General features: G+C 68.5%; 26 protein-coding genes and 1 tRNA gene. 24 read left to right on the top strand and 3 right to left on the bottom strand.

The features are described from left to right. Positions 1-196 precede the first annotated feature (196 nt). Positions 197-1768, top strand: coding sequence for an ArnT family glycosyltransferase (locus AC1DGC_RS03915; protein ID WP_478047251.1), 1572 nt, complete (start codon positions 197-199; stop codon positions 1766-1768). Positions 1769-1829: 61 nt separating this feature from the next. Next, on the top strand, positions 1830-2459 hold the full coding sequence (locus AC1DGC_RS03910; protein ID WP_478047250.1) for a hypothetical protein: 630 nt from the start codon (positions 1830-1832) through the stop codon (positions 2457-2459). Positions 2460-2528: 69 nt separating this feature from the next. Here AC1DGC_RS03910 and AC1DGC_RS03905 read toward each other — a convergent pair whose 3' ends face one another. After that, positions 2529-3482, bottom strand: a complete 954-nt coding sequence (locus AC1DGC_RS03905; protein WP_478047249.1) for a DUF3011 domain-containing protein — start codon at positions 3480-3482, stop codon at positions 2529-2531. Between the two features lie 204 nt (positions 3483-3686). Here AC1DGC_RS03905 and aspS point away from each other — a divergent pair, with 204 nt between their 5' ends. From aspS to AC1DGC_RS03805, 20 genes are all read left to right on the top strand, one after another. After that, the gene (gene aspS, locus AC1DGC_RS03900) at positions 3687-5438 is read left to right on the top strand and encodes an aspartate--tRNA ligase (protein ID WP_478047248.1); all 1752 of its coding nucleotides are present in this window, start codon (positions 3687-3689) and stop codon (positions 5436-5438) included. 30 nt (positions 5439-5468) lie between these two features. Continuing rightward, a complete protein-coding gene (locus AC1DGC_RS03895; protein WP_259206364.1) occupies positions 5469-5804 on the top strand; it encodes a DNA primase in 336 nt (111 codons plus the stop codon). 19 nt (positions 5805-5823) lie between these two features. Continuing rightward, on the top strand, positions 5824-6348 hold the full coding sequence (locus tag AC1DGC_RS03890) for a GNAT family N-acetyltransferase (RefSeq protein WP_259206363.1): 525 nt from the start codon (positions 5824-5826) through the stop codon (positions 6346-6348). 142 nt (positions 6349-6490) lie between these two features. Then, complete coding sequence (locus AC1DGC_RS03885) at positions 6491-7123, top strand: esterase/lipase family protein (protein ID WP_394161161.1); 633 nt, start codon at positions 6491-6493, stop codon at positions 7121-7123. Positions 7124-7205: 82 nt separating this feature from the next. Continuing rightward, the gene (locus AC1DGC_RS03880; protein ID WP_478047247.1) at positions 7206-7937 is read left to right on the top strand and encodes a YebC/PmpR family DNA-binding transcriptional regulator; all 732 of its coding nucleotides are present in this window, start codon (positions 7206-7208) and stop codon (positions 7935-7937) included. A gap of 129 nt (positions 7938-8066) precedes the next feature. Beyond that, positions 8067-8588 (top strand): crossover junction endodeoxyribonuclease RuvC, encoded by a 522-nt coding sequence (gene ruvC, locus AC1DGC_RS03875; protein ID WP_259206357.1) that lies wholly within the window; start codon positions 8067-8069, stop codon positions 8586-8588. A gap of 10 nt (positions 8589-8598) precedes the next feature. Further along, positions 8599-9189: a Holliday junction branch migration protein RuvA gene (gene ruvA, locus AC1DGC_RS03870; RefSeq protein ID WP_259206356.1), complete on the top strand. Its 591-nt coding sequence runs from the start codon at positions 8599-8601 to the stop codon at positions 9187-9189. A 49-nt stretch (positions 9190-9238) separates the two neighbouring features. Next, positions 9239-11158, top strand: coding sequence for a potassium transporter Kup (locus AC1DGC_RS03865; RefSeq protein ID WP_449334629.1), 1920 nt, complete (start codon positions 9239-9241; stop codon positions 11156-11158). A gap of 550 nt (positions 11159-11708) precedes the next feature. Continuing rightward, on the top strand, positions 11709-12749 hold the full coding sequence (gene ruvB / locus AC1DGC_RS03860) for a Holliday junction branch migration DNA helicase RuvB (protein WP_478047246.1): 1041 nt from the start codon (positions 11709-11711) through the stop codon (positions 12747-12749). Continuing rightward, positions 12739-13170: a tol-pal system-associated acyl-CoA thioesterase gene (gene ybgC, locus AC1DGC_RS03855; RefSeq protein WP_478047245.1), complete on the top strand. Its 432-nt coding sequence runs from the start codon at positions 12739-12741 to the stop codon at positions 13168-13170. The genes ruvB and ybgC overlap by 11 nt, the downstream gene beginning before the upstream one ends. 10 nt (positions 13171-13180) lie before the next feature. Beyond that, complete coding sequence (gene tolQ / locus AC1DGC_RS03850) at positions 13181-13960, top strand: protein TolQ (RefSeq protein ID WP_259206347.1); 780 nt, start codon at positions 13181-13183, stop codon at positions 13958-13960. Between the two features lie 24 nt (positions 13961-13984). Then, a complete protein-coding gene (gene tolR / locus AC1DGC_RS03845; protein WP_259206344.1) occupies positions 13985-14413 on the top strand; it encodes a protein TolR in 429 nt (142 codons plus the stop codon). Further along, a complete protein-coding gene (gene tolA, locus AC1DGC_RS03840; RefSeq protein ID WP_394161152.1) occupies positions 14403-15464 on the top strand; it encodes a cell envelope integrity protein TolA in 1062 nt (353 codons plus the stop codon). Before tolR ends, tolA begins: the two co-directional genes overlap by 11 nt. A 45-nt stretch (positions 15465-15509) precedes the next feature. Continuing rightward, positions 15510-15932 (top strand): hypothetical protein, encoded by a 423-nt coding sequence (locus AC1DGC_RS03835; protein WP_478047244.1) that lies wholly within the window; start codon positions 15510-15512, stop codon positions 15930-15932. Between the two features lie 120 nt (positions 15933-16052). Next, a complete protein-coding gene (gene tolB / locus AC1DGC_RS03830) occupies positions 16053-17372 on the top strand; it encodes a Tol-Pal system beta propeller repeat protein TolB (RefSeq protein ID WP_259206339.1) in 1320 nt (439 codons plus the stop codon). A gap of 65 nt (positions 17373-17437) precedes the next feature. Continuing rightward, positions 17438-17956, top strand: coding sequence for a peptidoglycan-associated lipoprotein Pal (gene pal, locus AC1DGC_RS03825; RefSeq protein ID WP_259206338.1), 519 nt, complete (start codon positions 17438-17440; stop codon positions 17954-17956). A gap of 3 nt (positions 17957-17959) precedes the next feature. After that, a complete protein-coding gene (gene ybgF, locus AC1DGC_RS03820) occupies positions 17960-18769 on the top strand; it encodes a tol-pal system protein YbgF (protein WP_259206337.1) in 810 nt (269 codons plus the stop codon). A gap of 132 nt (positions 18770-18901) precedes the next feature. Continuing rightward, positions 18902-19600, top strand: coding sequence for a 7-carboxy-7-deazaguanine synthase QueE (gene queE / locus AC1DGC_RS03815; RefSeq protein ID WP_259206336.1), 699 nt, complete (start codon positions 18902-18904; stop codon positions 19598-19600). Positions 19601-19696: 96 nt separating this feature from the next. Further along, positions 19697-20362, top strand: coding sequence for a 7-cyano-7-deazaguanine synthase QueC (gene queC / locus AC1DGC_RS03810; protein ID WP_259206335.1), 666 nt, complete (start codon positions 19697-19699; stop codon positions 20360-20362). A 75-nt stretch (positions 20363-20437) separates the two neighbouring features. Then, positions 20438-20513 (top strand) — tRNA-Lys (locus tag AC1DGC_RS03805). Between the two features lie 91 nt (positions 20514-20604). Here the strand turns inward: AC1DGC_RS03805 and AC1DGC_RS03800 are convergent. Both AC1DGC_RS03800 and AC1DGC_RS03795 read right to left on the bottom strand, forming a co-directional pair. Beyond that, positions 20605-21432, bottom strand: coding sequence for a hypothetical protein (locus AC1DGC_RS03800; protein ID WP_478047243.1), 828 nt, complete (start codon positions 21430-21432; stop codon positions 20605-20607). A gap of 282 nt (positions 21433-21714) precedes the next feature. Then, on the bottom strand, positions 21715-22587 hold the full coding sequence (locus AC1DGC_RS03795) for a hypothetical protein (RefSeq protein WP_478047242.1): 873 nt from the start codon (positions 22585-22587) through the stop codon (positions 21715-21717). Between the two features lie 138 nt (positions 22588-22725). On the opposite strand from AC1DGC_RS03795, the gene AC1DGC_RS03790 reads away from it, so the two are divergent. Beyond that, a complete protein-coding gene (locus AC1DGC_RS03790) occupies positions 22726-23163 on the top strand; it encodes a hypothetical protein (RefSeq protein WP_478047241.1) in 438 nt (145 codons plus the stop codon). 94 nt (positions 23164-23257) lie between these two features. Beyond that, positions 23258-24148, top strand: coding sequence for an NAD-dependent epimerase/dehydratase family protein (locus tag AC1DGC_RS03785; protein ID WP_259206324.1), 891 nt, complete (start codon positions 23258-23260; stop codon positions 24146-24148). The last annotated feature ends 4 nt before the right edge of the window (positions 24149-24152 follow it).

Below are 24152 nucleotides of genomic sequence, written 5' to 3'. Positions count from 1 at the left end.
AGCGAACACCTGATCCACCCTACCACAGCCCACTTGAAGGCTGCGCCAGCGTGGGGCGACGCACGCGTCGCGTGCGGGTTGCGCTGCCGGGATGAACGCTGGAAACTCCGCGGGCCCCGCGCGGCCGTTGCCTGCGTGCCGGCCTTTGTCATTTTCTTCTCCCGGCCTGCCGGGTGGTTCAACAGGAGTAGCAGGTGTGATCCAGGACATCGATTCGAAGCGCAGCCACGTGCCGGGCAAGATCCTGCTGTACTTCGCCGCGGTCATGCTGGTGGCGCTGCTCGTCTACGGCTGGTCGATGCCGCCGGTGGACGCGTCCGGTTTCCGCCAGACCCAGACGGCGCTGTCCATCGATTGGATCGCGCGTGGCTTCCCGGTGTTGAGCTACATCACCCCGGTGATCGGCGCGCCATGGTCGATTCCCTTCGAGTTCCCGTTGTACCAGTGGCTGGCCGCGATCCTGGCCAACGCCACTGGCATGGGGATCGACAACAGCGCGCGGCTGGTGTCGGCGGTGTTCCACGTTGGCTGCGTGGTCATGGTGTACCGCGTCGTGCTGGCGATCCGCGCCGATCGCGCGTTGGCGCTGTGCATCGCCGGCGCCTTCGCCGCCTCGCCGTACGCGCTTTTCTGGGGTCGATCGGTGATGATCGAGTCCACCGCGGTGTTCTTCGGCCTGGTCTTCGTCTGGGCGCTGGCGCGGCTGCGCGAAGCGCCGCTGGGGTATCCGCGCATGCTCGGGCTGGGCCTGGTCGCGGTGCTGTCGGCGGTACTGTCGGCGCTGGTCAAGGTCACCACGTTCTTCGGGTTTGCCGCGTTTGTTGCCCTGGCCTTCGCCTGGCTGGCGTTGCGCGAGCACGGCTGGCGCCCGCAGTGGCTGGCCCGGCAGTGGCCGCTGTTGGCCTGGGGCGCGTTGTCGGCGCTGGCGGTGGTGGCGGTGATGACCCAGTGGCTCACGCATGCCGACGCGCTCAAGGCGCAATCACCGTTGGGCCATGAGATCACCTCCAGCGCGCTGTCGGCCTGGAATTACGGCACGCTGCAGCAGAAGCTGGACCCGGCCACCTGGTGGGGAACGGTGTTCAAGAAGCGCTTCTCCGGCGCGGTCGGCTCGAACTGGGTGTTCCTGGTGTTCCTGGTCGTCGGCCTGTGCGCGCGCCCGATCCGGGCGGCGGTGCTGGTGCTGCTGGTGGCCTACCTGGCGCCGGTGGCGGTGTTCACCAACCTGCACATCGCCCATCCGTACTACCAGGCCGCCACCATCGTGTTCGCCACCTCCATCGTCGGCCTGGTGGTGTGGTGGAGCATCCTGCGCGCCCAGGCCAGCGGCAAGACGACGCGCCCGATCTGGCTGGTCGGCTTCCTGTGCCTGCTGTCGTTGGGCACCCTGGGGGGCAGCTACTTCAAGCGCATGAAGGAGGCCCGCGAGCCGGGCCAGGTGGCGCAGATCGCCGCCGTGGTCAAGGCGGCAACGCCCGAGGACAGCGTCATCGTCGGCTTCGGCCAGGACTGGTCCTCCGAGCTGCCGTACCTGGCCGGCCGGCGTGCGGTGATGGTGCCCGACTGGGCCCCGACCACCGCGCTGGCCTCGATGGCCGCGTCGGATGCGGCGCTGGGGGGTCTCCCGCTCGGCGCGCTGGTGGAGTGCCCCAACGCCATCGGCAGCGATCCGGCGCGCAGCGCGCACCTGCAGCAGATCATCGCCAGGTACAGCGCTGGCGTCAGCGTGCAGACCGTGGGGCAGTGCCAGGTCTGGCTGCACCGCTGAGCGCATGCGCTGGCCGGCGCCGTGGTTTGCGCCGGCCGTCCTGCGCCGTTAGGGTGGGGGCATGAATGTTTCCGACGTCGCTCCCGCTGTTCTCCTGCTGGCGCTGGCCGCCTGTTCCCGCCACCCCGATGCGGTGCCGCACGACATCGCCAATGCGCCGGCCGATGCCTTCCTGGCCGCGGTCGCCGCGCATTGCGGCAAGGCCTACGAAGGCCGGGTGATCGCCAACGAACCGCGCACCGATGCGCCCGATCCCTTCGACGGCAAGCGCCTGGTCATGCACGTGCGGGGCTGCGAGGACACCGCGCATGAGCTGCGCATCCCGTTCCACGTGGGCGACGACCACTCGCGCACCTGGGTGATCAGCCGCACCGAGCACGGCCTGCGCCTGAAGCACGACCATCGGCATGCCGACGGCAGCCCGGACGCCGTAACGATGTACGGCGGCGACAGCGCACCACCCGGCACCGCGCAGCGCCAGTCCTTCCCGGTCGATGCCGACTCGGTGGCGATGTTCCGCAAGGCCGACATGCTGCCGTCGGTACACAACACCTGGGCGATGGAGATCGAGCCGGACCAGCGCTTCGTCTACGAGCTGACCCGGCCCGGCGGGCGGCGTTTCCAGGTCGAGTTCGACCTGCGCAAACCCGTCGCGCTGCCCCCGCCACCGTGGGGCAGCGCCGCACGCTAGTGCCGGCCGCTGGCCGGCTCCTGGCCTGGCTGCCGGTTGGCTGCTGCCCAACCGGCCCGTTTCAACCGCTCAACGCACCCCGAATCGCGCACGGCAGCCGTTGCTGACCCACAGGCTGCCATTGGTGTAGCCCCAGCTGCGGCCTTCCACGCAGGCACTGCCGGACAACTGCTGCAGCAGCACCGGGCGGCCCTGGCGGGCTTCCCAGGCACAGGTCTGCTGGCGGTTGCTGTTGCTGCTGCAGGTCACGCTGTAGTTGCTGTTGCCGCCGCCATTGCCGCCACCATTGCCGCCACCCCAGCCACCGCGGGCCTCGGCGAACTCGCCGCGGCACCCGCGATTGACCCAGATCGCGCCATTGCGCACGCCCCAGGTCTGGCCCTCCACGCAGGCCGAGCCGGACACCTGCCGCACCAGCGTCGCATTGCGCCAGCCGGTGTTGCAGGTGCGTTCGCGATTGTCCTGGCTTTCGCAGCGGATGGTGCCGCCGGTGCTGCCACCGTTGCCACCGCCCCAGTTGCCGCCGTTGCCACGGCCTTCGACGAAGTCGGCCCGACAGCCGCCGCTCACCCACACCGTGCCGTTGCGCGAGCCCCAGGTGCGGCCCTCCTGGCAGGCGGTGCCGGAGATCTGCCGCGACAGCCGGGCGCTGCGCCAGCCGGTGTTGCAGACGCGCTCGCGGTTGTTCTGGCTTTCGCAGCGCACCGTGCCGTTGTTGCCGCCACTGCCGCCGCCGTTCCAGCCACCGCCACCGGTCAGCGAGGTGGCGATGTCCTGCTTGATCCGCGAGAAGCCCCAGCCGGAATTGACCTGGGCCAGGTAGAAGCGCAGCTGGTCGTCGGGGATGCGCCGGCCGTTGGACTGGTCGGCGTACTCCTGGGTGATCACCCGCGAACGGTCGCTGGAGGACAACTGCGCCAGGTTCTCGGGCGCGTAGGCGCGGGTGCTCATCTGGGCCTGTACGGCCGGGGCGCTGCAGCCCAGTGCGAGGGCCAGGCAGGCAATCGTGAGGCGACGGTTCATGGCGACATCCCCTTGCGGTCGTTGGTGCGCGGACTATAGGAAGGGGGCGGGTTCACGGGGCGTGATGCCCGCCAGCCCCCGGCCCGGCCCCAGGCGGGGCAGGGGGCGGCGCCGGCCGATTTGCCCCGGCGCAGGCTACGCCGCAGAATAAAGGGCTGTCCGGCGCAACCTGGTGCCGGCATTCTCCTGCGGAGCTTTACCCCCATGCGTACCCACTTCTGTGGCCTGGTCGACGAGACCCTGATTGGCCAAACCGTTACCCTCGCCGGCTGGACCGACGTTGCCCGCAACCAGGGCGGCGTGTGCTTCATCGATCTGCGCGATCATGAAGGCATCGTGCAGGTGACGGTGGAAGTCGACAACGCGGCCGTGTTCGCCGTGGCCGCCAGCCTGGGCTACGAGGACGTGCTGCAGGTGGAAGGCGTGGTGCGTGCGCGCCATGCGGTCAACGACAAGATCCGCACCGGCAAGGTGGAAGTGATCGCCACGGCCATCACCGTCCTCAACAAGGCCGAGCCGCTGCCGTTCCACGCCCACGAGAACCCGGGCGAGGAAACCCGCCTGAAGTACCGTTACCTGGACCTGCGCCGCCCGGAAATGCAGCGCATGCAGCGCACCCGCATCAAGCTGGTGCAGGCCCTGCGCCGCCATCTGGACGCCACCGGCTTCCAGGACATCGAAACCCCGATCCTGACCAAGGCCACCCCGGAAGGCGCGCGCGACTTCCTGGTCCCCGCGCGCATGCACCCGGGCGAGTTCTACGCCCTGCCGCAGAGCCCGCAGCTGTTCAAGCAGATCCTGATGGTGGCCGGCTTCGACCGCTACTACCAGATCGCGCGCTGCTTCCGCGACGAGGCCCTGCGCGCCGACCGCCAGCTGGAATTCACCCAGCTGGACATGGAATTCGCCTTCGTCCGCGAGCAGGATGTGCAGGACTTCGTGGAAGGCATGATCCGCGCCATCTTCAAGGAAGTGGTCGACGTGGAGCTGGCCGCCAGCTTCCCGCGCATGACCTGGGCCGAGGCGATGCGTCGCTACGGGTCGGACAAGCCGGACCTGCGCATCGCGCTGGAACTGGTGGACGTGGCCGAGCTGGTCAAGACCAGCGAGTTCCCGGTGTTCACCGCCGCCGCCAATGATGCCGACGGCCGTGTCGCCGCGCTGCGCATCCCGGGCGGGGCCACGCTGAGCCGCAAGCAGATCGACGAGTACGCCGCGCATGCCGCCAAGTACGGCGCCAAGGGCCTGGCGTACATCAAGATCGCCGACAACGGCGAAGTCAGCTCGCCGATCGCCAAGTTCTTCAGCGAAGACGCCTTCGCCGCGCTGGTCGCCCACGTCGGGGCCGGCAACGGCGACATCGTGTTCTTCGGCGCCGGTGGCTACAACAAGGTGTCCGACTTCATGGGCGCGCTGCGCCTGAAGGCCGGCAAGGACTTCAACCAGGTCGCCGACGGCTGGGCACCGCTGTGGGTCACCGACTTCCCGATGTTCGAGTACGACGACGAAGCCCAGCGCTACGTCGCCCTGCATCACCCCTTCACCGCTCCGGCGGTGGACGACATCGCCGACCTGCGCGCCAATGCGAAGACCGCCGTGTCGCGCGGCTATGACATGGTGCTCAACGGCAACGAGATCGGCGGCGGCTCGATCCGTATCCACCGCTCGGACATGCAGAGCGCGGTGTTCGAACTGCTGGGCATCGGCGCCGAAGAGGCCGAGGGCAAGTTCGGCTTCCTGTTGGATGCCCTGCGTTTCGGCGCGCCGCCGCACGGTGGCATCGCCTTCGGCATCGACCGCATCGCCGCGCTGATGGCCGGCACCGAGTCGATCCGCGACGTCATCCCGTTCCCCAAGACCACCGGTGCGCAGTGCCTGATGACCGGCGCCCCGTCGCCGATCCCGGACGAGCAACTGGCCGAAGTGCACGTCCAGGTTCGCCCGCGCAAGAACTGATCCACACCTACCGACCCGGAGAGCCAGGCAATGAGCGAGTTCGCGTTTTCGCTGGAGTGGGAAAAGCTGGGCAATGAAGGCGCCGACGCCAACCTGATCACCGAACGCGCCCGCGTGTTCGGTGGCTGGCTGGTGCGCGTGGGCACCAACCCCGCCGCCATGGCCTTGACCTTCGTGCAGGACGGCGAAGGCCGTTGGGATGGCGAGGACTTCGGCGTGGAAGATTACGAAGAAGACGAGGAAGACGACCTCGACGAGGACGAAGAGGACGAGGACGAAGAAGAAGGCGACGAGGACGAGTACGAGGACGAAGAAGAAGAGGAGGGCGACGAGGAAGACGACGCCCCCCACGGAGCGCAGGCCTGAGGCCTGCCCGGACCTGACCGTGTACGCCATCCGCCGCGCCACCGTCGACGATGCACCGACCCTGTCGGTGCTCGCTACGCGGACCTTCGTGGAGACCTTCGGGCATCTCTACCCTGCGCAGGACCTGCAGGATTTCCTGGACGAGGCCTATGCGGTCGACCGCCAGCACACCATCCTGGCCCACCCGGACTATGCGGTGTGGCTGCTGGAGCGGGACGGGGTGGCCGTGGGCCATGCCGCGGCCGGCCCCTGCGGCCTGCCGCACCCGGACGTGCAGCCGGGCGATCGCGAACTCAAGCGCCTGTACCTGATCAAGGACGAGCAGAGCTGTGGCTGGGGCAGCCGGTTGCTGGAAACCGCGCTGGACTGGCTCGAACGCGACGGCCCGCGCACGCTGTGGCTGGGCGTGTGGTCGGAGAACTTCGGCGCGCAGCGGTTCTACGCGCGCTATGGGTTCAGCAAGGTGGGCACCTATGAATTCCCGGTCGGCAGCGTCCGCGACCTGGAGTTCATCCTGCGCCGCCCGCCCGGCCCGGCGCGCTGACCCCCGGCGTTCAGCACCACAACCGAATGGACCGCAACGGCTTCACTTGCCGTTGGCCGGTCCATTCGTCTAATGGGGGCATCGCGCCGAATCGACGCATCATGCTCCCTGCCTTGCACGTCCCCCCTTCCAGGCCCGCCCCATGACTCCCCCCGTTTTACTGCTGCACGGCATCTGGAACGCCCGCGCGTGGGTCGGCCCGCTGGCGTGGCGCCTGCGCGCCCGCGGCTTCAGCGTCGATACCTTCGGCTACTCCAGCGTCTTCGGCGGGCCCGACGTGGCCGTGCCGCAACTGCTCGAGCGCCTCAAGGGCTCCGGCCCGGTCTCGCTGGTCGGGCACAGCCTGGGCGGGCTGGTGGCGCTGGAAGCGTTGCGGCAGCAGCCGGACCTGCCGGTCTCGCGGGTGGTCTGCCTCGGCTCGCCCCTGCGCGGCAGTGGCACCGCCCGCTCGCTGGCCGAACACGGCTGGTCGCTGGCGCTGGGTCGCAGCAGCGACCTGCTGCTGGATGGCCTGCCGGCCTGGGAGGGCCGGGCCAAGGTGGGCCTGATCGCCGGCTCCGTGCCGCACGGGCTGGGCAGCCTGCTGGGCGCGATCAGCACCGCCTCCGACGGCACCGTGGCCCTGGACGAGACCCAGCTGCCGGGCCTGGCCGACCATTGCGTGGTCGCCGCCAGCCACAGCGGCCTGGTGTTCTCCCCGGACGCAGCGCGCCAGACCGCCGCCTTCCTGCGCGATGGCCAGTTCCGCCACGACCGGGCCGCCCACGCCGCCTGAGCCCGGTGCCGGGCTAACACGGTACAGGCGGGGGATCAGGTAGAATCCGCGCCCTGTTCCTCACGCAAGCACGGAAACACCCATGGGTAGAGGCCCCTCGATCGAGAACCGCAAAAACGCGTCTGACGCGAAGCGCGGCAAGATTTTCACCAAGATCATCCGCGAGATCGGCGTTGCCGCGCGCGGCGGTGGAGGCGACCCCAACAACAACCCGCGGCTGCGGGTTGCCATGGACAAGGGCCTGGCCTCGAACATGTCCAAGGACGTGATCGAACGCGCCATCAAGAAGGCCACCGGCGAGCTGGAAGGCGTGGAATACGAGGAGATCCGCTACGAGGGCTATGCCCCCGGTGGCGTGGCCGTGATCGTGGACTGCCTGACCGACAACCGCGTGCGCACCGTGGCCGATGTCCGCCACGCGTTCAGCAAGTGCGGCGGCAACATGGGCACCGAAGGCTCTGTGTCCTTCATGTTCAAGCGCGTGGGCGTGCTGCATTTCGCCTCGGGCGCCAATGAAGACGCCATCACCGAAGCGGCCATCGAGGCCGGCGCCGACGACATCGTGGTCTATCCGGAGGATGGCGCGATCGACGTGCTCACCGCCGCCGACAGCTACCACGCGGTCAAGGATGCGATGGACGCGGCCAAGCTGACCCCGGACCACGCCGAACTGACCTTCCGTGCCGACAACGACATCAAGGTCGAGGGCGACACCGCCCTGCAGGTCAAGAAGCTGCTGGACATGCTCGAAGACCTGGACGACGTGCAGGACGTGTTTTCCAACGCCGATCTCGGCGTGGACGCCTACGCCTGAACGGACGCCCCACCGGTCGCTTTGCGCGACCGGTGAGCGGACAATGCGGACCATGATGACTCCAGCCGTTTCCTGCCATCGCCGCCGCAGCCGTTCGTCCCGGGCCATGCCCGGCCGCGTGCGTGCCGCATGACCCGCATCCTCGGCATCGACCCCGGTTCGCAGCGCACCGGGGTGGGCATCATTGATGTCGACGCCACCGGCAAGGTGGTGCACGTGCACCACCTGCCGCTGGTCCTGCTGGGCGCCGACGATTTTCCCCAGCGCATGAAGCTGCTGGTGCTGGGCCTGAACGCCCTGGTCGAGGAATACCGGCCGGACGAGGTGGCGATCGAGCGGGTGTTCATGGCCCGCAACCCCGATTCGGCGCTCAAGCTGGGCCAGGCGCGCGGCGCGGCGATCTCCGCCGTGGTCATGCGCGACCTGCCGGTGAGCGAGTACGCCGCCACCGAGATCAAGCTGGCCGTGGTCGGTCGCGGCGGCGCGGAAAAGCAACAGGTCCAACACATGGTCGGGCTTATGCTCAACCTCAAAACCAAGCTGCAGGCCGACGCCGCCGATGCGTTGGCCGTGGCCATCACCCACGCCCACGTACGGGCCACGGCGCAGCGCCTGGGCGTCAACGCCCGCATGGCCTGGAGCCGCAAATGAGGAACACTGCATGATTGGTCGTCTGCGCGGGATCGTGGCCTACAAGGCGCCGCCGTGGCTGCTGGTCGACGTCAATGGCGTCGGTTACGAGCTGGAGGCGCCGATGAGCACCTTCTACGACCTGCCCGAGCTGGGCCGCGAGGTCACGCTGTTCACCCATTACGCGCAGAAGGAAGACAGCGTCTCGCTGTACGGCTTCCTGCGCGAGGGCGAACGGCGGCTGTTCCGCGACGTGCAGAAGGTCAGCGGGATCGGCGCCAAGATCGCGCTGGCGGTGCTGTCCGGGGTGAGCGTGGACGAGTTCGCGCGCATGCTGCAGGCCGGTGACATCACTGCGCTGACCCGCATCCCCGGCATCGGCAAGAAGACCGCCGAGCGCATGGTGCTGGAGCTGCGCGACCGCGCGGCCAATTTCGGTGGCGGCGGAGCGCCGATCGCCGGGGCCGCGCCGGCCACCGACCCGGTGTCCGAGGCGACCGTGGCGCTGCAGCAGCTGGGCTACAAGCCGGCCGAGGCCGCGCGCATGGCGCGCGATGCCAACGCCGAGGGCGACGATGTCGCCACCGTCATCCGTAAGGCCCTGCAGGCCGCGCTGCGCTGAGCCGCGCGCCGCCTCTTCCCTGATCCCGACCGCGCCCGCCCGGAGCCCCATGTCCCCCTCTCCCACCCAGCACGACAGCGGCCACGCCGCGCACGGCCACGCGCCGGCGGCCGGCGGCATGGCGCTGATGATCGGCGCCATCGGCGTGGTCTTCGGCGACATCGGCACCAGCCCGCTGTACACGCTCAAGGAAGCGTTCTCGCCGCACTACGGCCTCAACAGCGACCACGACACGGTGCTGGGCGTGCTGTCGCTGGCGTTCTGGGCGTTGAACATCGTGGTCACGCTCAAGTACGTCACCATCATCATGCGGGCCGACAACGAGGGCGAGGGCGGCATCATGGCCCTGATGGCGCTGACCCAGCGCACCCTGCGCAACGGCTCGCGCTCGGCCTACGTGGTCGGCATCCTGGGCATCTTCGGCGCCTCGCTGTTCTTCGGCGACGGGGTGATCACCCCGGCCATCTCGGTGCTGGGCGCGGTGGAAGGCCTGGAGGTGGCCGCGCCCGGGCTGCATGCGTTCATCGTGCCGATCACCGTGGTGGTGCTGCTGGCGGTGTTCGCCGTGCAGCGCTTTGGTACCGAGAAGATCGGCAAGCTGTTCGGCCCGATCACCTCGATCTGGTTCATTTCGCTGGCCGCCATCGGCATCTGGAACATCGTCGATGCGCCCGAAGTGCTCAAGGCGTTCAACCCGATGTGGGCGCTGCGCTTCTTCATGGAGCACGGCTGGCACGGCATCTTCATCCTCGGCGCGGTGGTGCTGGCGGTGACCGGTGGCGAGGCGCTGTATGCGGACATGGGCCACTTCGGGGCCAAGCCGATCCGCCACGCCTGGTACTTCTTCGTGCTGCCGTGCCTGGTGCTGAACTACCTGGGGCAGGGCGCGCTGGTGCTCAACAACCCGGAGGCGGTCAAGAACCCGTTCTTCGAGGCGGTACCGGACTGGGCGCTGTACCCGATGATCATCCTGGCCACCATGGCCGCGGTGATCGCCTCGCAGTCGGTGATCACCGGGGCGTTTTCGGTGTCGCGGCAGGCCATGCAGCTGGGCTACATCCCGCGCATGCGCATCACCCACACCTCGCACGACACCATCGGCCAGATCTACATCCCCGGCATCAACTGGGGCATCGCGGTGATGGTGATCGGGCTGGTGCTGGCCTTCCGCAGCTCGTCCAACCTGGCGGTGGCCTACGGCATCTCGGTGTCGGCGACCATGCTCATCGACACCCTGCTGCTGGCGCTGGTGGCGCGCGCGCTGTGGCCGACCTCGCGGTACTGGATCATCCCGCTGTGCGTGATCTTCTTCGCCATCGACCTGGGCTTCGTGATCGCCAACGGCGCCAAGCTGCTGCAGGGGGCGTGGTTCCCGGTGGTGCTGGGCATCGTGCTGTTCACCATGATGCGCACCTGGCGGCGTGGCCGCGAGCTGCTGCGCGATGAGATCCGCAAGGACGGCATCCGCATCGATACCTTCCTGCCCGGGCTGATGCTGGCCCCGCCGGTACGCGTGCCGGGCACCGCGGTGTTCCTCACCGCCGACCCCACCGTGGCCCCGCATGCGCTGATGCACAACCTCAAGCACAACAAGGTGCTGCACGAGCGGAACGTGTTCCTGCACGTGGTGACGCTGCCGGTGCCGTATGCGCCGGAGGGCCAGCGCCTGAAGATCGAGTCCGTGGGCGATGAGTTCTACCGCATCTACGTGCGCTTCGGCTTCATGGAGACCCCGGACGTGCCGCTGGCCCTGATGCGCTCGTGCGACCACGGCGGCATCTACTTCGATCCGATGGACACCACCTTCTTCGCCAGCCGCGAGACCATCGTGGCCACCGCCAACCGCGGCATGCCGATCTGGCGCGACAAGCTGTTCGCGCTGATGCACCGGAACGCGGCCCCGGCGACCGGCTTCTTCCGGATTCCCGGCAACCGGCTCGTCGAGCTGGGGGCGCAGGTGGAGATCTGACGTCGTCAGATCGCCACCTGCGTCCCAAGGTTTGCTTCGCAAACCTTGGGACCCGGGCGCATTCCACCTGATCCCCGCGCCTTCGGCGCGCCCCCTTGAAACGCAGTCGCCGTTGGCGCCGGCGTTCCGCGCATTCCACCTGATCCCCGCGCCCTCGGCGCGTCCCCTTGAAACGCAGTCGCCGTTGGCGCCGACGTTCCGCGCATGCCACCTGATCCCCGCGCCTTCGGCGCGCCCCCTTGAACACCAAGGGGGCTCTCCTCCAGGCGCTTGGCGCGAGCTGTGACGAAGAGCCTTTGGGTTGCCTGCCTGGCGGCGCGCGGCGTGGTGGCGAAGGCGGGGTGGGTCCGCTTGCAGGGGCGTGGAGCGCCATGGATAGCGCGACCGAGGCTACAAGGACGTACGTGCGCCGTCCCCCGCAAGCGGGCCCATCCCGCTGTCCCTCAGTACACCGGCTGTTGCCTTGGCTCTTGCCGGGCAGAGCCCGGCGCTACGCACGGCGCCGGACGCAGCCCGGCCGAACCTCCCTCTTTTGCCGCATAATTGCCGAATGACAGACGACCGCATCATCGGTGCCGGTGCCACCCGCGAAGACGAGGGCACCGACGCCAGCATCCGCCCCAAGCGCATGGCCGATTACCTGGGCCAGGCGCCGGTGCGCGAGCAGCTGTCGATCTACATCGAGGCGACCAAGGCCCGCGGCGACGCGCTCGACCACGTGCTGATCTTCGGGCCGCCGGGGCTGGGCAAGACCACCCTGAGCCATGTGATCGCCAACGAGCTGGGCGTGGCCCTGCGGGTCACCTCGGGGCCGGTCATCGAAAAGGCCGGCGACCTGGCCGCCCTGCTGACCAACCTGCAGCCGCACGACGTGCTGTTCATCGACGAGATCCACCGCCTCTCGCCCGTGGTCGAGGAAGTGCTGTACCCGGCGATGGAAGACTTCCAGATCGACATCATGATCGGCGAGGGCCCCGCGGCCCGCTCGATCAAGATCGACCTGCCGCCGTTCACCCTGATCGGGGCCACCACCCGTGCCGGCCTGCTCACCGCGCCATTGCGCGACCGCTTCGGCATCGTGCACCGGCTCGAGTTCTACACCCCGGACGAGCTGACCAAGATCGTGCGGCGCTCGGCGGCCATCCTCAACATCGACTGCACCGCCGACGGCGCCGCCGAGATCGCGCGGCGCTCGCGCGGTACCCCGCGCATCGCCAACCGGCTGCTGCGCCGGGTCCGCGACTATGCCCAGGTCAAGGCCGCCGGCCACATCGACCAGGACGTGGCGCAGGCGGCCATGCAGATGCTCAAGGTCGACCCGGAAGGCTTCGACGAACTGGACCGGCGCATGCTGCGGACCATGGTCGACTACTTCGATGGTGGCCCGGTCGGCATCGAATCACTGGCCGCGGCGCTGTCCGAGGAACGCGGCACCCTGGAAGACGTGGTCGAACCCTACCTGATCCAGCAGGGCTTCCTGATCCGTACCGCGCGCGGCCGCATGTGCACGCACAAGGCCTACCGGCACATGGGGTTGAAGCCCAAGAACCCGCCTGCGGACCTGTTTGCCGAGGCGATCGATGGCAGTTGATCCCCGGTTCAGTTGGCCGACACGCATATATTGGGAAGATACCGACGCTGGCGGGGTGGTCTACCACGCCCGCTACGTGGCCTTCATGGAACGCGCTCGGACCGAATGGATGCGGGCGCTGGGCTTCGGCCAGGAGCGCACGCGCACCGAGCATGGCCTGGTGTTCGCGGTCCGCGCGATGACCATGGACTTCCTCAAGCCGGCGCGCCTGGACGATGCGCTGGAGGTGACCGCCACGCTGGTGCAGTGCAAACGCGCCAGCATGGTGTTCGACCAGCGCGTGTGTCGCGGCGATGAAACGCTGCTGACCGCCCAGGTCAGGATTGCGGCATTGGATGCCTCCACCTTCAAACCACGCGGCATGGACGATGCACTCCTGGCCGCGTTGAAACCCTACGAACTTCAAGTATCCGCACAGTGAGGAACAACGGATGATCGCAATGCTCCTGGCCCTGCAGGCCACGGTGACCGAGGCGCTGCCGCAGGAAGTGACCAGTGCTGCGGCGCAGACGGTCGCGCAGGCCGCGCACGGCGGTGGCATCAACTACCTGGACCTGATGGTCAAGGCCAGCATCCCGGTGAAAATCATCGTGCTGCTGCTGCTGGCCGGCTCGTTCATCAGCTGGGTGATCATCTTCCGCAAGGCGCGCGTGTTCAACGCCGCCAACCGCGAGGCCGACGAGTTCGAAAGCCGCTTCTGGTCCGGCGCGGACCTGGGCAAGCTGTACAGCTCGGCCACCGACCGCAACCGCAAGGTGGGCGGCCTGGAGGCGATCTTCGAAGCCGGCTTCCGCGAGTTCACCCGCCTGCGCGACAAGCGCCGGCTGGATGGACGGGCCCAGCTCGAAGGTGCCCAGCGCGCCATGCGCACCACCTACACCCGCGAAGTGGACCAGCTCGAGCGCAGCCTGGAGCTGCTGGCCAACATCGGCTCGACCGCCCCGTACGTGGGCCTGGTCGGCACCGTGTTCGGCATCATGGTGACCATGCACGACATGATCAACAGCGGTGAGCAGGCCGGTATCGCCTCGGTGGCCCCGGGCATTTCCGAAGCGTTGTTCGCCACCGCCATCGGCCTGTTCGTGGCGATCCCGGCGGTGTGGGCCTACAACCGCTTCACCACCCGCGTGGAGCGCATGTCGGTCCGCTTTGAAACCTTCGCAGAAGAGTTCAGCTCGATCCTGCAGCGCCAGAGCGCCGGCGACGAGTAAGCGCCCCGCACCAAGGACCCTGCCATGACTGCTGCCATCGGCCGCCGCAAGCGGCGCAAGCTCAAATCCGAAATCAACGTGGTGCCCTACATCGACGTGATGCTGGTGCTGCTGATCATCTTCATGGTCACCGCGCCGCTGCTCACCCTGAGCTTCGATGTGGACCTGCCCAACTCCCAGGCCAAGGCCCTGGAAAGCAAGCAGGACCCGGTGATCGTCTCGGTCCGCCTGGACGGCCAGCTCAGCCTGAAACTGCCCGACGCCAAGGAACCGGCCCCGATGGAGGCCGGCCAGCTGCAGGCGCAGCTGGGCGCACTCGCCGCGCAGGACAAGAACCTGCGCGTGATCGTGGCCGCCGACAAGGCCGTGGCCTATGAAAAAGTGATCGCGGCCATGGACGTGATCAAGCGCGCCAACGTGGAAAAGGTGGGCCTGGCGACCGATGCACGCTGAAGCCCTGCCACCGCAGCGCCCTTCCGAGGAGAAGTGGGGTCTGCCGATCGCGCTGGCGCTTGGCGTGCACCTGCTGCTGGCGCTGGTGTTCATTGCCGCCTGGCTGTGGTCGCCGCAGCGCACCACCGAGGCCGCCGCCGGCGATCCGGCGATCGAAGCCAGCATGCAGTTGTCCGCCTCCGAGGCGGCTGCCGCGCGCCAGGCGCTGCGTGCCTCGGAAAAGCTGCCGGACCTGCCCGAACCGGTGCTGCCGCCCGAGCCGATCCCCGAAGACACCGTGCCGCCGCCGCAGCCGATCGAGGAGCCGCGTCCGCAGGATGCACCCACGCCGCAGCAGCAGCAGGCGCAGGAGCGCGTGGCCCAGCCCGACACCGTCGACCAGGACGCGGTCAACGCCCTGGCGATCTCGGCTGAAAAGGCCAAGCAGGAGCAGGAGGCCAAGCGCCGCCAGGAACAGATCGACCTGACCGAGCGCAAGCGCCAGGAGCAGGCCGAGCAGAAGCTGCGCCTGGCCAAGCAGCAGGAAGAGGCCGATCAGAAGAAGAAGCTGGCCGAGCAGGAGCAGAAGGCCAACGACGCCAAGGCCGACGCCGAACGCGACAAGAAGCTGGCCGAGATCCGCCGCAAGCGCGCCCAGGCCGAAAACGAAGCCAAGCTGGCCGAGCAGAAGCTGCGCCAGGTGACCGCCGCGCGCGCGGCGACCGGCACGGCCGCCACCACCGGCGCCACCGGCGTGGCCAAGCCGGCCTCCGGCGCCGGCGGTACCAGTGATGATCTGTCGGCCAAGTACGCCGCGGCCATCCAGCAGAAGGTGAAGGGGCAGTGGACCCGTCCCGATTCGGTCCCGCTGGGCCAGCGCTGCCAGGTCTCGATCACCCAGATCCCGGGCGGGCAGGTCATCCAGGCCAAGGTCGTGGGCAACTGCGCGTTCGACGAGGCTGGCAAGCGCTCGATCGAGGCGGCGGTGCTCAACGCCCAGCCGCTGCCGTACCGCGGCTTCGAGTCGGTGTTCCAGCGCACGATCAACTTCAACTTCACCGCGCAGGATTGATCCCGCGCGGTCCGTGACCGTCCTGCGACCATCGAGGCCTTCCCGATGAAACCAACCTCCCTGCTTGTGACCCTGGTGGCGCTGGCGTTGCCGTTGCTTTCCCGGGCAGGCACCGCGCCTGCGGGCGCAGATGCCGCCGCCGCCGGGCGCCCCGCGGCCAGCCGCCTCGTGGCTCCGGCCGACGACCAGGCGCTGCGCGCCCGGTACGCCGCTGCGATCCGCGATGCGATCATCGCGCAGTGGTCGATCGGCGCGTCGATGCCCTCCGGTGCGCGCTGCCGGCTGGCGATCAGGCAGCTGCCGGGTGGGGCGGTGGGCTCGGTCCAGGCCGATCCTGACTGTGAGTTCGACGCGGCCGGGCGGGCCGGGCTCGAGCGTGCCGTCATGCGCGCCCAGCCGTTGCCCTACCGGGGCTTCGAGCGGGTGTTCGAGCGCAGCCTGAACCTCCAGTTCACCGCCCCGCGTTAACGGATGGTGAGTTTCGGGGGCGCGGTGACTCTGCTTTCACGCACCTTTGGTTCATGATTGCGAAACGGTTCACTGCCGCCCTGTTATCCCTCGTTGCTGTTTCCCCCTATTGAGCGATCCATGAAGAAGATGCCTCGCTGGCTTGCCGTATTCGCGGCCCTGTTGTTGCCCTTTGCTGCCGTGGCGCAGCAGAAGGGGCTGGATATCGACATCATCGGCGGCAACGCCTCCGCTACCCCGATCACCGTCGTGCCCATGCCGTACCAGGGCTCGGCCGGTGCGCCGCAGACCGATGTGGCGGCCGTGGTCCGGGCCGATCTGGAGCGCTCAGGCCAGTTCCGCACCCTTCCCGAAGCGCAGATCGTCGAAAAACCCACCCGTGGCAGCGAGATCCAGTTCGCCACCTGGCGCGCGCTGAAGCAGAACTACATCGTGGTCGGCCGCGTCATGGACGCCGGCGCCGGCGCCTACCGGGTCGAGTACGAGCTGTACGACGTGCCCAAGGGCGAGCGCCTGCTGGGCCTGGCGATGACCGCCCGTGGCAATGCCATGCGCGATGTCGCCCACCAGATGGCCGACGCCATCTACGAGAAGATCACCGGGGTGCGTGGCGCCTTCTGGACCCGCATTGCCTATGTCACCGCCAGCGGCAAGGGCGATGCCATGCGCTATGCGCTGATGGTGGCCGATTCGGACGGCTTCAACCCGCAGACCATCGTCCGCTCGGCCGAGCCGCTGCTGTCCCCGTCGTGGAGCCCGGACGGCAACCGTCTGGCCTACGTCAGCTTCGAGCGGGGCAATTCGGCGATCTACATCCAGAACATCTCCACCGGCGCCCGGGAACTGGTCACCAGCTTCCGCGGCATCAACAGCGCCCCGTCGTTCTCCCCGGACGGCCGTCGCCTGGCCCTGTCGCTGTCGCGCAGCGGCAATCCGGAAATCTACGTGATGGACCTGGGCAGCAAGCAGCTGACCCAGCTGACCAACCACTTCGCCATCGACACCGAGCCGACCTGGAGCGCAGACGGTTCCAGCGTCTATTTCACCTCCGACCGTGGCGGCCGCCCGCAGATCTACCAGGTGCCCTCCAGCGGTGGCAGCGCCTCGCGCGTGACCTTCCAGGGCAACTACAACGCCACCCCGAGCCTGTCCTTCGACGGCAAGAAGCTCGTGGTGGCCCAGGGCAGCGGCAATACCTACAAGATCGCGATGATGGACAGCAGCCTGGGCTCGGCGCGCTGGAGCACGCTGTCGCCGGGGTCGCTGGATGAATCGCCGAGCTTTGCGCCCAACGCAAGCATGGTGTTGTACGCCGCCCGCGAGGGTGGTCGTGGCGTGTTGTATGCCGTTTCGGCCGATGCGCGCGTGCGCCAGCGGCTGGTGCTGGCGGACGGTGATGTTCGTGAGCCTTCTTGGTCGCCATACCGTACAAAGCGCTAACAGAGTGTTAAGATTTCCACCGTATTCATCCCACATCCGGCTTTAGGAGCCTCAAAGGTATCGCCATGAACAAGACCACCCGAGTTCTGCTTGTCTCCCTGCTGTCCGTGGCCGCCCTGGCCGGTTGCTCCAAGAAGGTGAAGGAACAGCCGGCAGCCGCGGTTGATACCGGCTCCTCGTCCACCAGCCCGACCGGCCCGTCGACCTCCGGCCTGTACGGCCCGGGCGACCTGGATACCGATTCCTGCCTGCGCCAGCGCGTGGTGTACTTCGACCTGGACAAGGAAGAAGTGAAGCCGGAATTCCAGGCCATCATGGCTTGCCACGCCAAGTACCTGCGTGACCGTCCGTCCTCGCGCATCACCCTGCAGGGCCACACCGACGAGCGCGGTTCGCGCGCGTACAACCAGGCCCTGGGCGAGCGTCGTGGCAATGGCGTCAACTCCGCCCTGCAGGCCAACGGTGGCTCGGCGTCGCAGCTGACCGTCGTGTCCTACGGCGAAGAGCGTCCGGTCTGCACCGAGTCGGGCGAGTCCTGCTGGTCGCAGAACCGTCGCGTCGAGATCGTGTACACGGCTCAGTAATAGATGCGCTTTCGATTTCTATCGATGATCGTTGCGGCAGCCCTCGTGGCTGCCGCTCCGGCCAATGCGCAGCGGCAGAGCCTGGCCGACCGCGTCGGCTCGCTCGAGCAGCAGGTGCAGAACAACCAGTCCAACATGGACATGCTCAACCAGCTCAACCAGCTCCGCACCCAGGTGCAGGCGCTGCAGTCGCAGGTCGAGCAGTTGCAGCATGACAACGAACAGCTCAAGCAGTCTGCCAAGGACCAGTACCTGGACCTGGACAGCCGCCTGAACCGTCTCGAAGGCGGCGCCCCCGTGCTCCCCGCCGCACCCGCCGCCGCCGCGCCCAAGCCGGCAGCAGCAGCCCCCACTCCGGCAACGGCCGCTTCCGAGCGGCCGCCATCCGTGCATGGCGATGCTGGCAGCCTGGCCGCCAGTGGCGATGAGCGTACCGCGTACAACGTGGCGTTCAATTCGCTCAAGGCCGGCAACTACGACGACTCGGCCCAGCTCTTCCTGAGCTTCCTCGAGTTGTACCCCAACGGCGTCTACACCCCCAATGCCCTGTATTGGCTGGGTGAGAGCTATTACGCCACCCGCAATTTCCCGCTGGCTGAGGCGCAGTTCCGCGACCTCATCTCGCGCTACCCGACCCATGACAAGGCGTCCGGTGGCCTGCTCAAGATCGGCCTGTCGCAGTATGGCGAAGGCAAGGTCGACCAGGCCCAGGCGACGCTGGAACAGGTCGTGTCCACCTATCCGGGCTCGGACGCCGCGCGTACCGCGCAGGACCGCCTGCAGTCGATCCGGCTGGGCCAGCAGATCCGCTGAACGGCGCCGGGTCGCTCCACGCGGCCGTGCCGGTATAATCACCGGTTGCATCCCCCGATATCGGGGCTCCCGTAGAGCCGAGCCATGCTCGGCTATAGCCGTTTCCGCAGCCGTCCCCCAAGAATCACCGCCATGACCGTTTCCTTGTCCGCCGCCGCCGCGCTCCCCAGCGAGATCGTGCAGTCGCCGTTGCCGCGCCTGAAGATCACCGAGATCTTCACCTCGCTGCAGGGCGAAGCCGATACCGCCGGCTGGCCGACCGTGTTCGTGCGTCTGACCGGCTGCCCGCTGCGCTGCAGCTACTGCGACACCGCCTATGCCTTCCACGGCGGCACCTGGTGGGACATCGACGCGATCGTGGCCGAGGTGCTGGCCCAGGGCGTCCACCACGTCTGCGTGACCGGTGGCGAACCGCTGGCGCAGAAGCGCTGCCTGGTGCTGCTGGAAAAGCTGTGCGACGCCGGCCTGGACGTGTCGCTGGAGACCTCCGGTGCGCTGGACGTCAGCGCGGTCGATCCGCGCGTGTCGCGCGTGGTCGACCTCAAGACCCCCGGCTCCGGGGAGATGGCCCGCAACCTGCTGGACAACCTGCCGCTGCTGACCCGCCGCGACCAGATCAAGTTCGTGCTGTGCAGCCGCGAGGACTACGACTGGGCACGCGGCATGGTGGCCGAGCACCGGCTCAACGAGCGCTCGATGGTGTTGTTCTCGCCGAGCAAGGGCCAGGTCAGCCCGCGCGAGCTGGCCGACTGGATCGTCGCCGACCGCCTGCCGGTGCGTTTCCAGATGCAGCTGCACAAAATCCTCTGGGACGACGAACCCGGCCGTTGATCCCGGCGAGCGAGCGGTCGCGCGCTACGCCTTTTTTTGAAGTCATCCCGGCGCGGGACAGCGTGCTGGCTCCCGCAACCCACCGGAAACACCCCCATGAAGAAAGCAGTCGTCCTCCTGTCCGGCGGCATGGACTCCGCCGCCGTCATCGCCATCGCCCAGGAACAGGGCTTTGCGGTGCATGCCCTGAGCGTGCGCTATGGCCAGCGCCACACCTCCGAACTCGATGCCGCCGCCGCGGTCGCCAAGGCGCTTGGCGTGGTCGCGCACAAGACCGTCAACGTGGACCTGCGCAGCATCGGCGGTTCGGCGCTGACCGACGACATCGATGTGCCCGACGCGGGCGGCGAGGGCATCCCGGTCACCTACGTGCCGGCACGCAACACGATCATGCTCTCGGTCGCGCTCGGCTGGGCCGAAGTGCTGGGCGCCAACGACATCTTCTGCGGCGTCAACGCAGTCGACTATTCCGGGTATCCGGATTGCCGGCCCGAATTCATCGCCGCCTTCGAGGCGCTGGCCAACCTGGCCACCAAGGCCGGCGTGGAAGGGGCGGGGATTAAGGTCCACGCACCGCTGCAGTTCCTGAGCAAGGCCGACATCGTGCGTGAAGGCGTCCGCCTGGGCGTGGACTTCGGCCTGACCGTGTCCTGCTACAGCGCCGACGACAGCGGCGCGGCCTGCGGCCACTGCGACGCCTGCCGCCTGCGCGCGCAGGGCTTCACCGAGGCCGGCGTGCCCGACCCGACCCGCTACGCCTGATCGCCGCACGGGTACGCCTGGGCGCCAAGATAGGTTAGAATGCGCACCCCCGGCAGCGATGGCGGGGCAAGCAATGGGCCGTTAGCTCAGTCGGTAGAGCAGAAGACTTTTAATCTTTTGGTCGATGGTTCGAATCCATCACGGCCCACCAATTGCGGTATCAAAAAAGCGCCCATGTGGCGCTTTTTTCGTAGGCGCAGGCAGTAGCTCCCCAGCCGACCGGGCGGTGCGGATCGCGTCCGCTAGTTCGCGGCCTGTTCCCTGGCAAGCCGTTCGCGCGAGCGCGCGTCGCCGAGTGCCGCGCCGCGCTCCAGCAGCAACAGGGCCGCGGCGCGGTCGCCGCCGTGGCCGCGTTCCAGCCGCATCAACGCGGCGTTGTAGGCGGCAATCGCACTGCCTTTGGCGGCGGCGTCCTCGAAGCCGGCCAGGGCCTTGTCCGGGCAGAGGAAGAACACATCGACGCCGGCGGCGGCGCGCATGAGCAGGTCGGGGTCGTCGGCCGGAATACGCGCCTGCACGAAGGCCGGCCAGCCGGCGGCAAGGGCGACCAGCACGTCGGCGCCCCGCGGCAGGAAGTACGGCCCATCGCCCTCGCGGAGGGTGAACGCCTGACGGGTGGTGCGGCGGGTGCCGTCCTGGGCCAGCCAGAGGAAGCCGTCCTCGCCGCTCACCGGGACGCCGCCGAGCGCCGTGGAGACGCGGCTGGCGAGCGATGGCGTGCCCGGGGCGGGCGATACGCCGGTCCATGAGCCGAGAAGCTCGACGCGTTGCACCTTGCCGACCAGCTGCGGCCTGGCCGCGGCGGCAACGTCCTCGACCGACAGGATGCGCATCTGCGCGTCGTACATGCGCCATGGGCTGGCCTGCAGGGCGATCGTGAGCACCGTATCGCGGTCGGGCACCGCCTGGGTGTACGCATACACGGTGCTGCCGGCGGGCACGCAGCCGGTGGGGTCCTGCGCCGGGGAACAGCTCGGCACGGTGACCGTGCCCGACAGCGGCAAGTGGTGGGTGGTGCAGGCCAGCGCGGCGGGGCTGAGCAGGCAGAGCGCGAGCAGCAGGGGCTTCATCGGCTACATTCCATGTAGAGAGTGTCCAGCCGTCATTAAACTCCGCTTTTCGTGCCCGCGCCCGTCGCGGGTCTCCCGCGTCGACCAAACGGACGTTGGTTTGCTGCGCATGATCAACCCCGGTTGCACGGGCATGCATCGAATCGGAAGACAGTCAGGCGTCGTAGCGCGGCGGCAACGTTTCCGCTGCGGAGATGCCCCCGGAGGGGCTGCGCAACCTCGCGCCGGAAGGCCAGCACAGCCACGGCGCACGCTATCGGCCGCCAGTGTGGCCGGCCCGCGTCACATCTGGCACAGCGCGTTGCAGGGCGCGGCGTGGAAGATGGCCGCGGCCTTGCGCAGGTGCGCCTGCTGCGCCACCTCGGCTGCAGCCGCGCTGGCGTCCAGGCGCTCGGCGATGGCCTGGCGCTGCGGCACGCTCAGCATGCGTGCGGTGGCGTCGGCGGTATCGGCCAGTGCCGTCGCCAATGCCTGCTTCAGGTCGGGGCCGTAGCCGGGGACATCGATCATGCGTAGCACCCCCAGGTACCCGCGCTGGACGCCGGCCCGCATCGGGGCCGGGTCGATGCGCTCGCTCTCCGCGAGGTCCTGTTTCGCCCGGGCGTCGAGAACCTGCTCCAACAGTCGCGGCATGATCGCAGAGCAGCGCATCACGAACGGCAGCGTCACGGTGAGCTGCGGCTGGAAGCGCAGCCGGTTGCGTTCCATCTGCTCTTCCACGCGGACCGCGAATGCCTCATGCAGTTGCCCGGGGGCGGGTGCCGTCGGTACCCCAAGCTGGAACAGCTGGTTGTTGGCGTCCTGGGCGCGTCGGCATATGCCCATCAAGCGGTCGAGGTCTTCCGGCCGATACGTGACCTGCTCCAGCAGGCCGCGCTGGTCGGCGATGCGTGCCAGCAGGTCCATCGCGTCCTGGCGGGCCAGCCGCGCCACGGCACCTGCATCCCCGGCCTCCAGCACCAGCAGCCGGAACTGCAGCAGCGCGCGTTCCTGGGCCACACCGGCATCGTCGAGTGCGTCCGCGGCCGCCGGGCCGGCGAGCAGGGCCAGCGCGCCGGATACGACCCAGCCGGCGATGCGACGGCGCCAGCGCTGCGCGCCTGGTCGAGCAACCGGGAGGGCGCGCGGCGCGGTCCCGGGCAAGCGTCCTTGCATGGTCGAGAGGTTCCTGGAGGAAAGCGAGTCGGGAGCGTAGGCGAGCTGCTCCCGCAGGGCAATGTGGGGCTTGGTCGATCGCCCGCGACGATGGTGCTAGTCTGCTGCCTCAACCAAACGGACGTTGGTTCACAGACCATGATCAGAATCGGCCGCACGCATACGCGACTGGAATCCGAGGATGGCGAGACGCTCTGCCGGCTTGGCAACGTTCTTGTCCTGGACACGCGCAGGGAGGGCGTGACCATCGCGGCGGTCGGGAACAGTGATGACTGGGAACCCGATCAACTGCCGCTGCCTGCCCATCTGGTCCAGATCGACCTGGTGGCCGCCGCGCTGGAAAAGCATGAGCACGCGGCGACGCTGTGGGAAGGATTCGTCCGGTTTTTCATCACGGCCGGCAGGTTCAAGCGCCCAGTGCCGTTTCGCACGCGGCTCAAGCACCTGTTCGTCAAGCCGGTCATCGAGGTCCGTGTTGCCATTGGCGACGTGAACGCCCGGGCGGCGGTGTGTGCTGCCATCGAGAATGCCGGCTCCAGGCATGTGCTCCGGGTAACCGGCACCGACGGCGACTGACCGCGGGGCGCGGCGTGGCGTACTCCCTGGCCGCCGACTATGGCTACAATCGAGCCATCCCGGTAGCTCCCGGGCGCTGACCAAGTGCCACACAGTGAAGATTCTGCTGACAGGAAGTTCAGGCCGGGTCGGGCGCGCAATCTTCGGCGCGCTGGCCGCACGGCACGAGGTGGTGGGGGTCGACCGCAACCCCTTCAACACCACCCGGCACGTGGCCGACATCACCGACGCGCGGGCACTGCGCAGCGCGCTGGTCGGGGTGGACGCGGTGATCCACTCGGCGGCGCTGCATGCGCCGCACGTCGGGCTGGTCCCGGACAGCGAATTCCAACGCGTCAATGTCGAAGGCACGCGCTCGCTGGCGATGTTGGCGCGCGAGGCCGGGGTGTCGCGCTTCGTCTTCACCAGCACCACCGCGTTGTATGGCCATGCCATCGTGCCGGGGCGCTGCACCTGGATCGACGAACGCACGACGCCGCTGCCGCGCACGGTGTACCACCGTTCCAAGTTGGCGGCCGAGCAGTGGTTGCAGGAGGCGGCCAGCCCGGGGTTCCAGGTGCGGGTGATCCGCATGTCGCGCTGCTTCCCGGAAACGGCCGAGCGCCTGCTGCTGTACCGGCTGCACCGCGGCATCGACGTGCGCGACGTGGCCGACGCGCATGCGGCGGCGCTGCACAACACCGGCCCGATGTTCCAGCGCTATATCGTCAGCGGCGCCACGCCGTTTGGCCCGGAAGACTGCGAACGGCTGGTGACTGAGCCGCGCGTGGTGCTGGCGCGACGCTGCCCGCAGTGGCTGGCCGAGTACGATCGCCGCGGCTGGGCGCTGCCGGTGATCGACCGCATCCACGATGCCACCGCGGCCAGCATCGGCCTGGGCTGGCGAAGCCAGCGTGGCCCGGAAGCGGTGTTGGCGCAGTTGGCCGAGCATTCCATCGAAGTGCTGCCGCATCCGATGCGCGACGCACCCTGCACGGTGGACTGATACG

The organism is Stenotrophomonas sp. 05N37 (assembly GCF_056397365.1).
The sequence above is the reverse complement of the archived record's forward strand: the minus strand, read 5'-3'. Positions and strand labels throughout refer to the sequence as shown.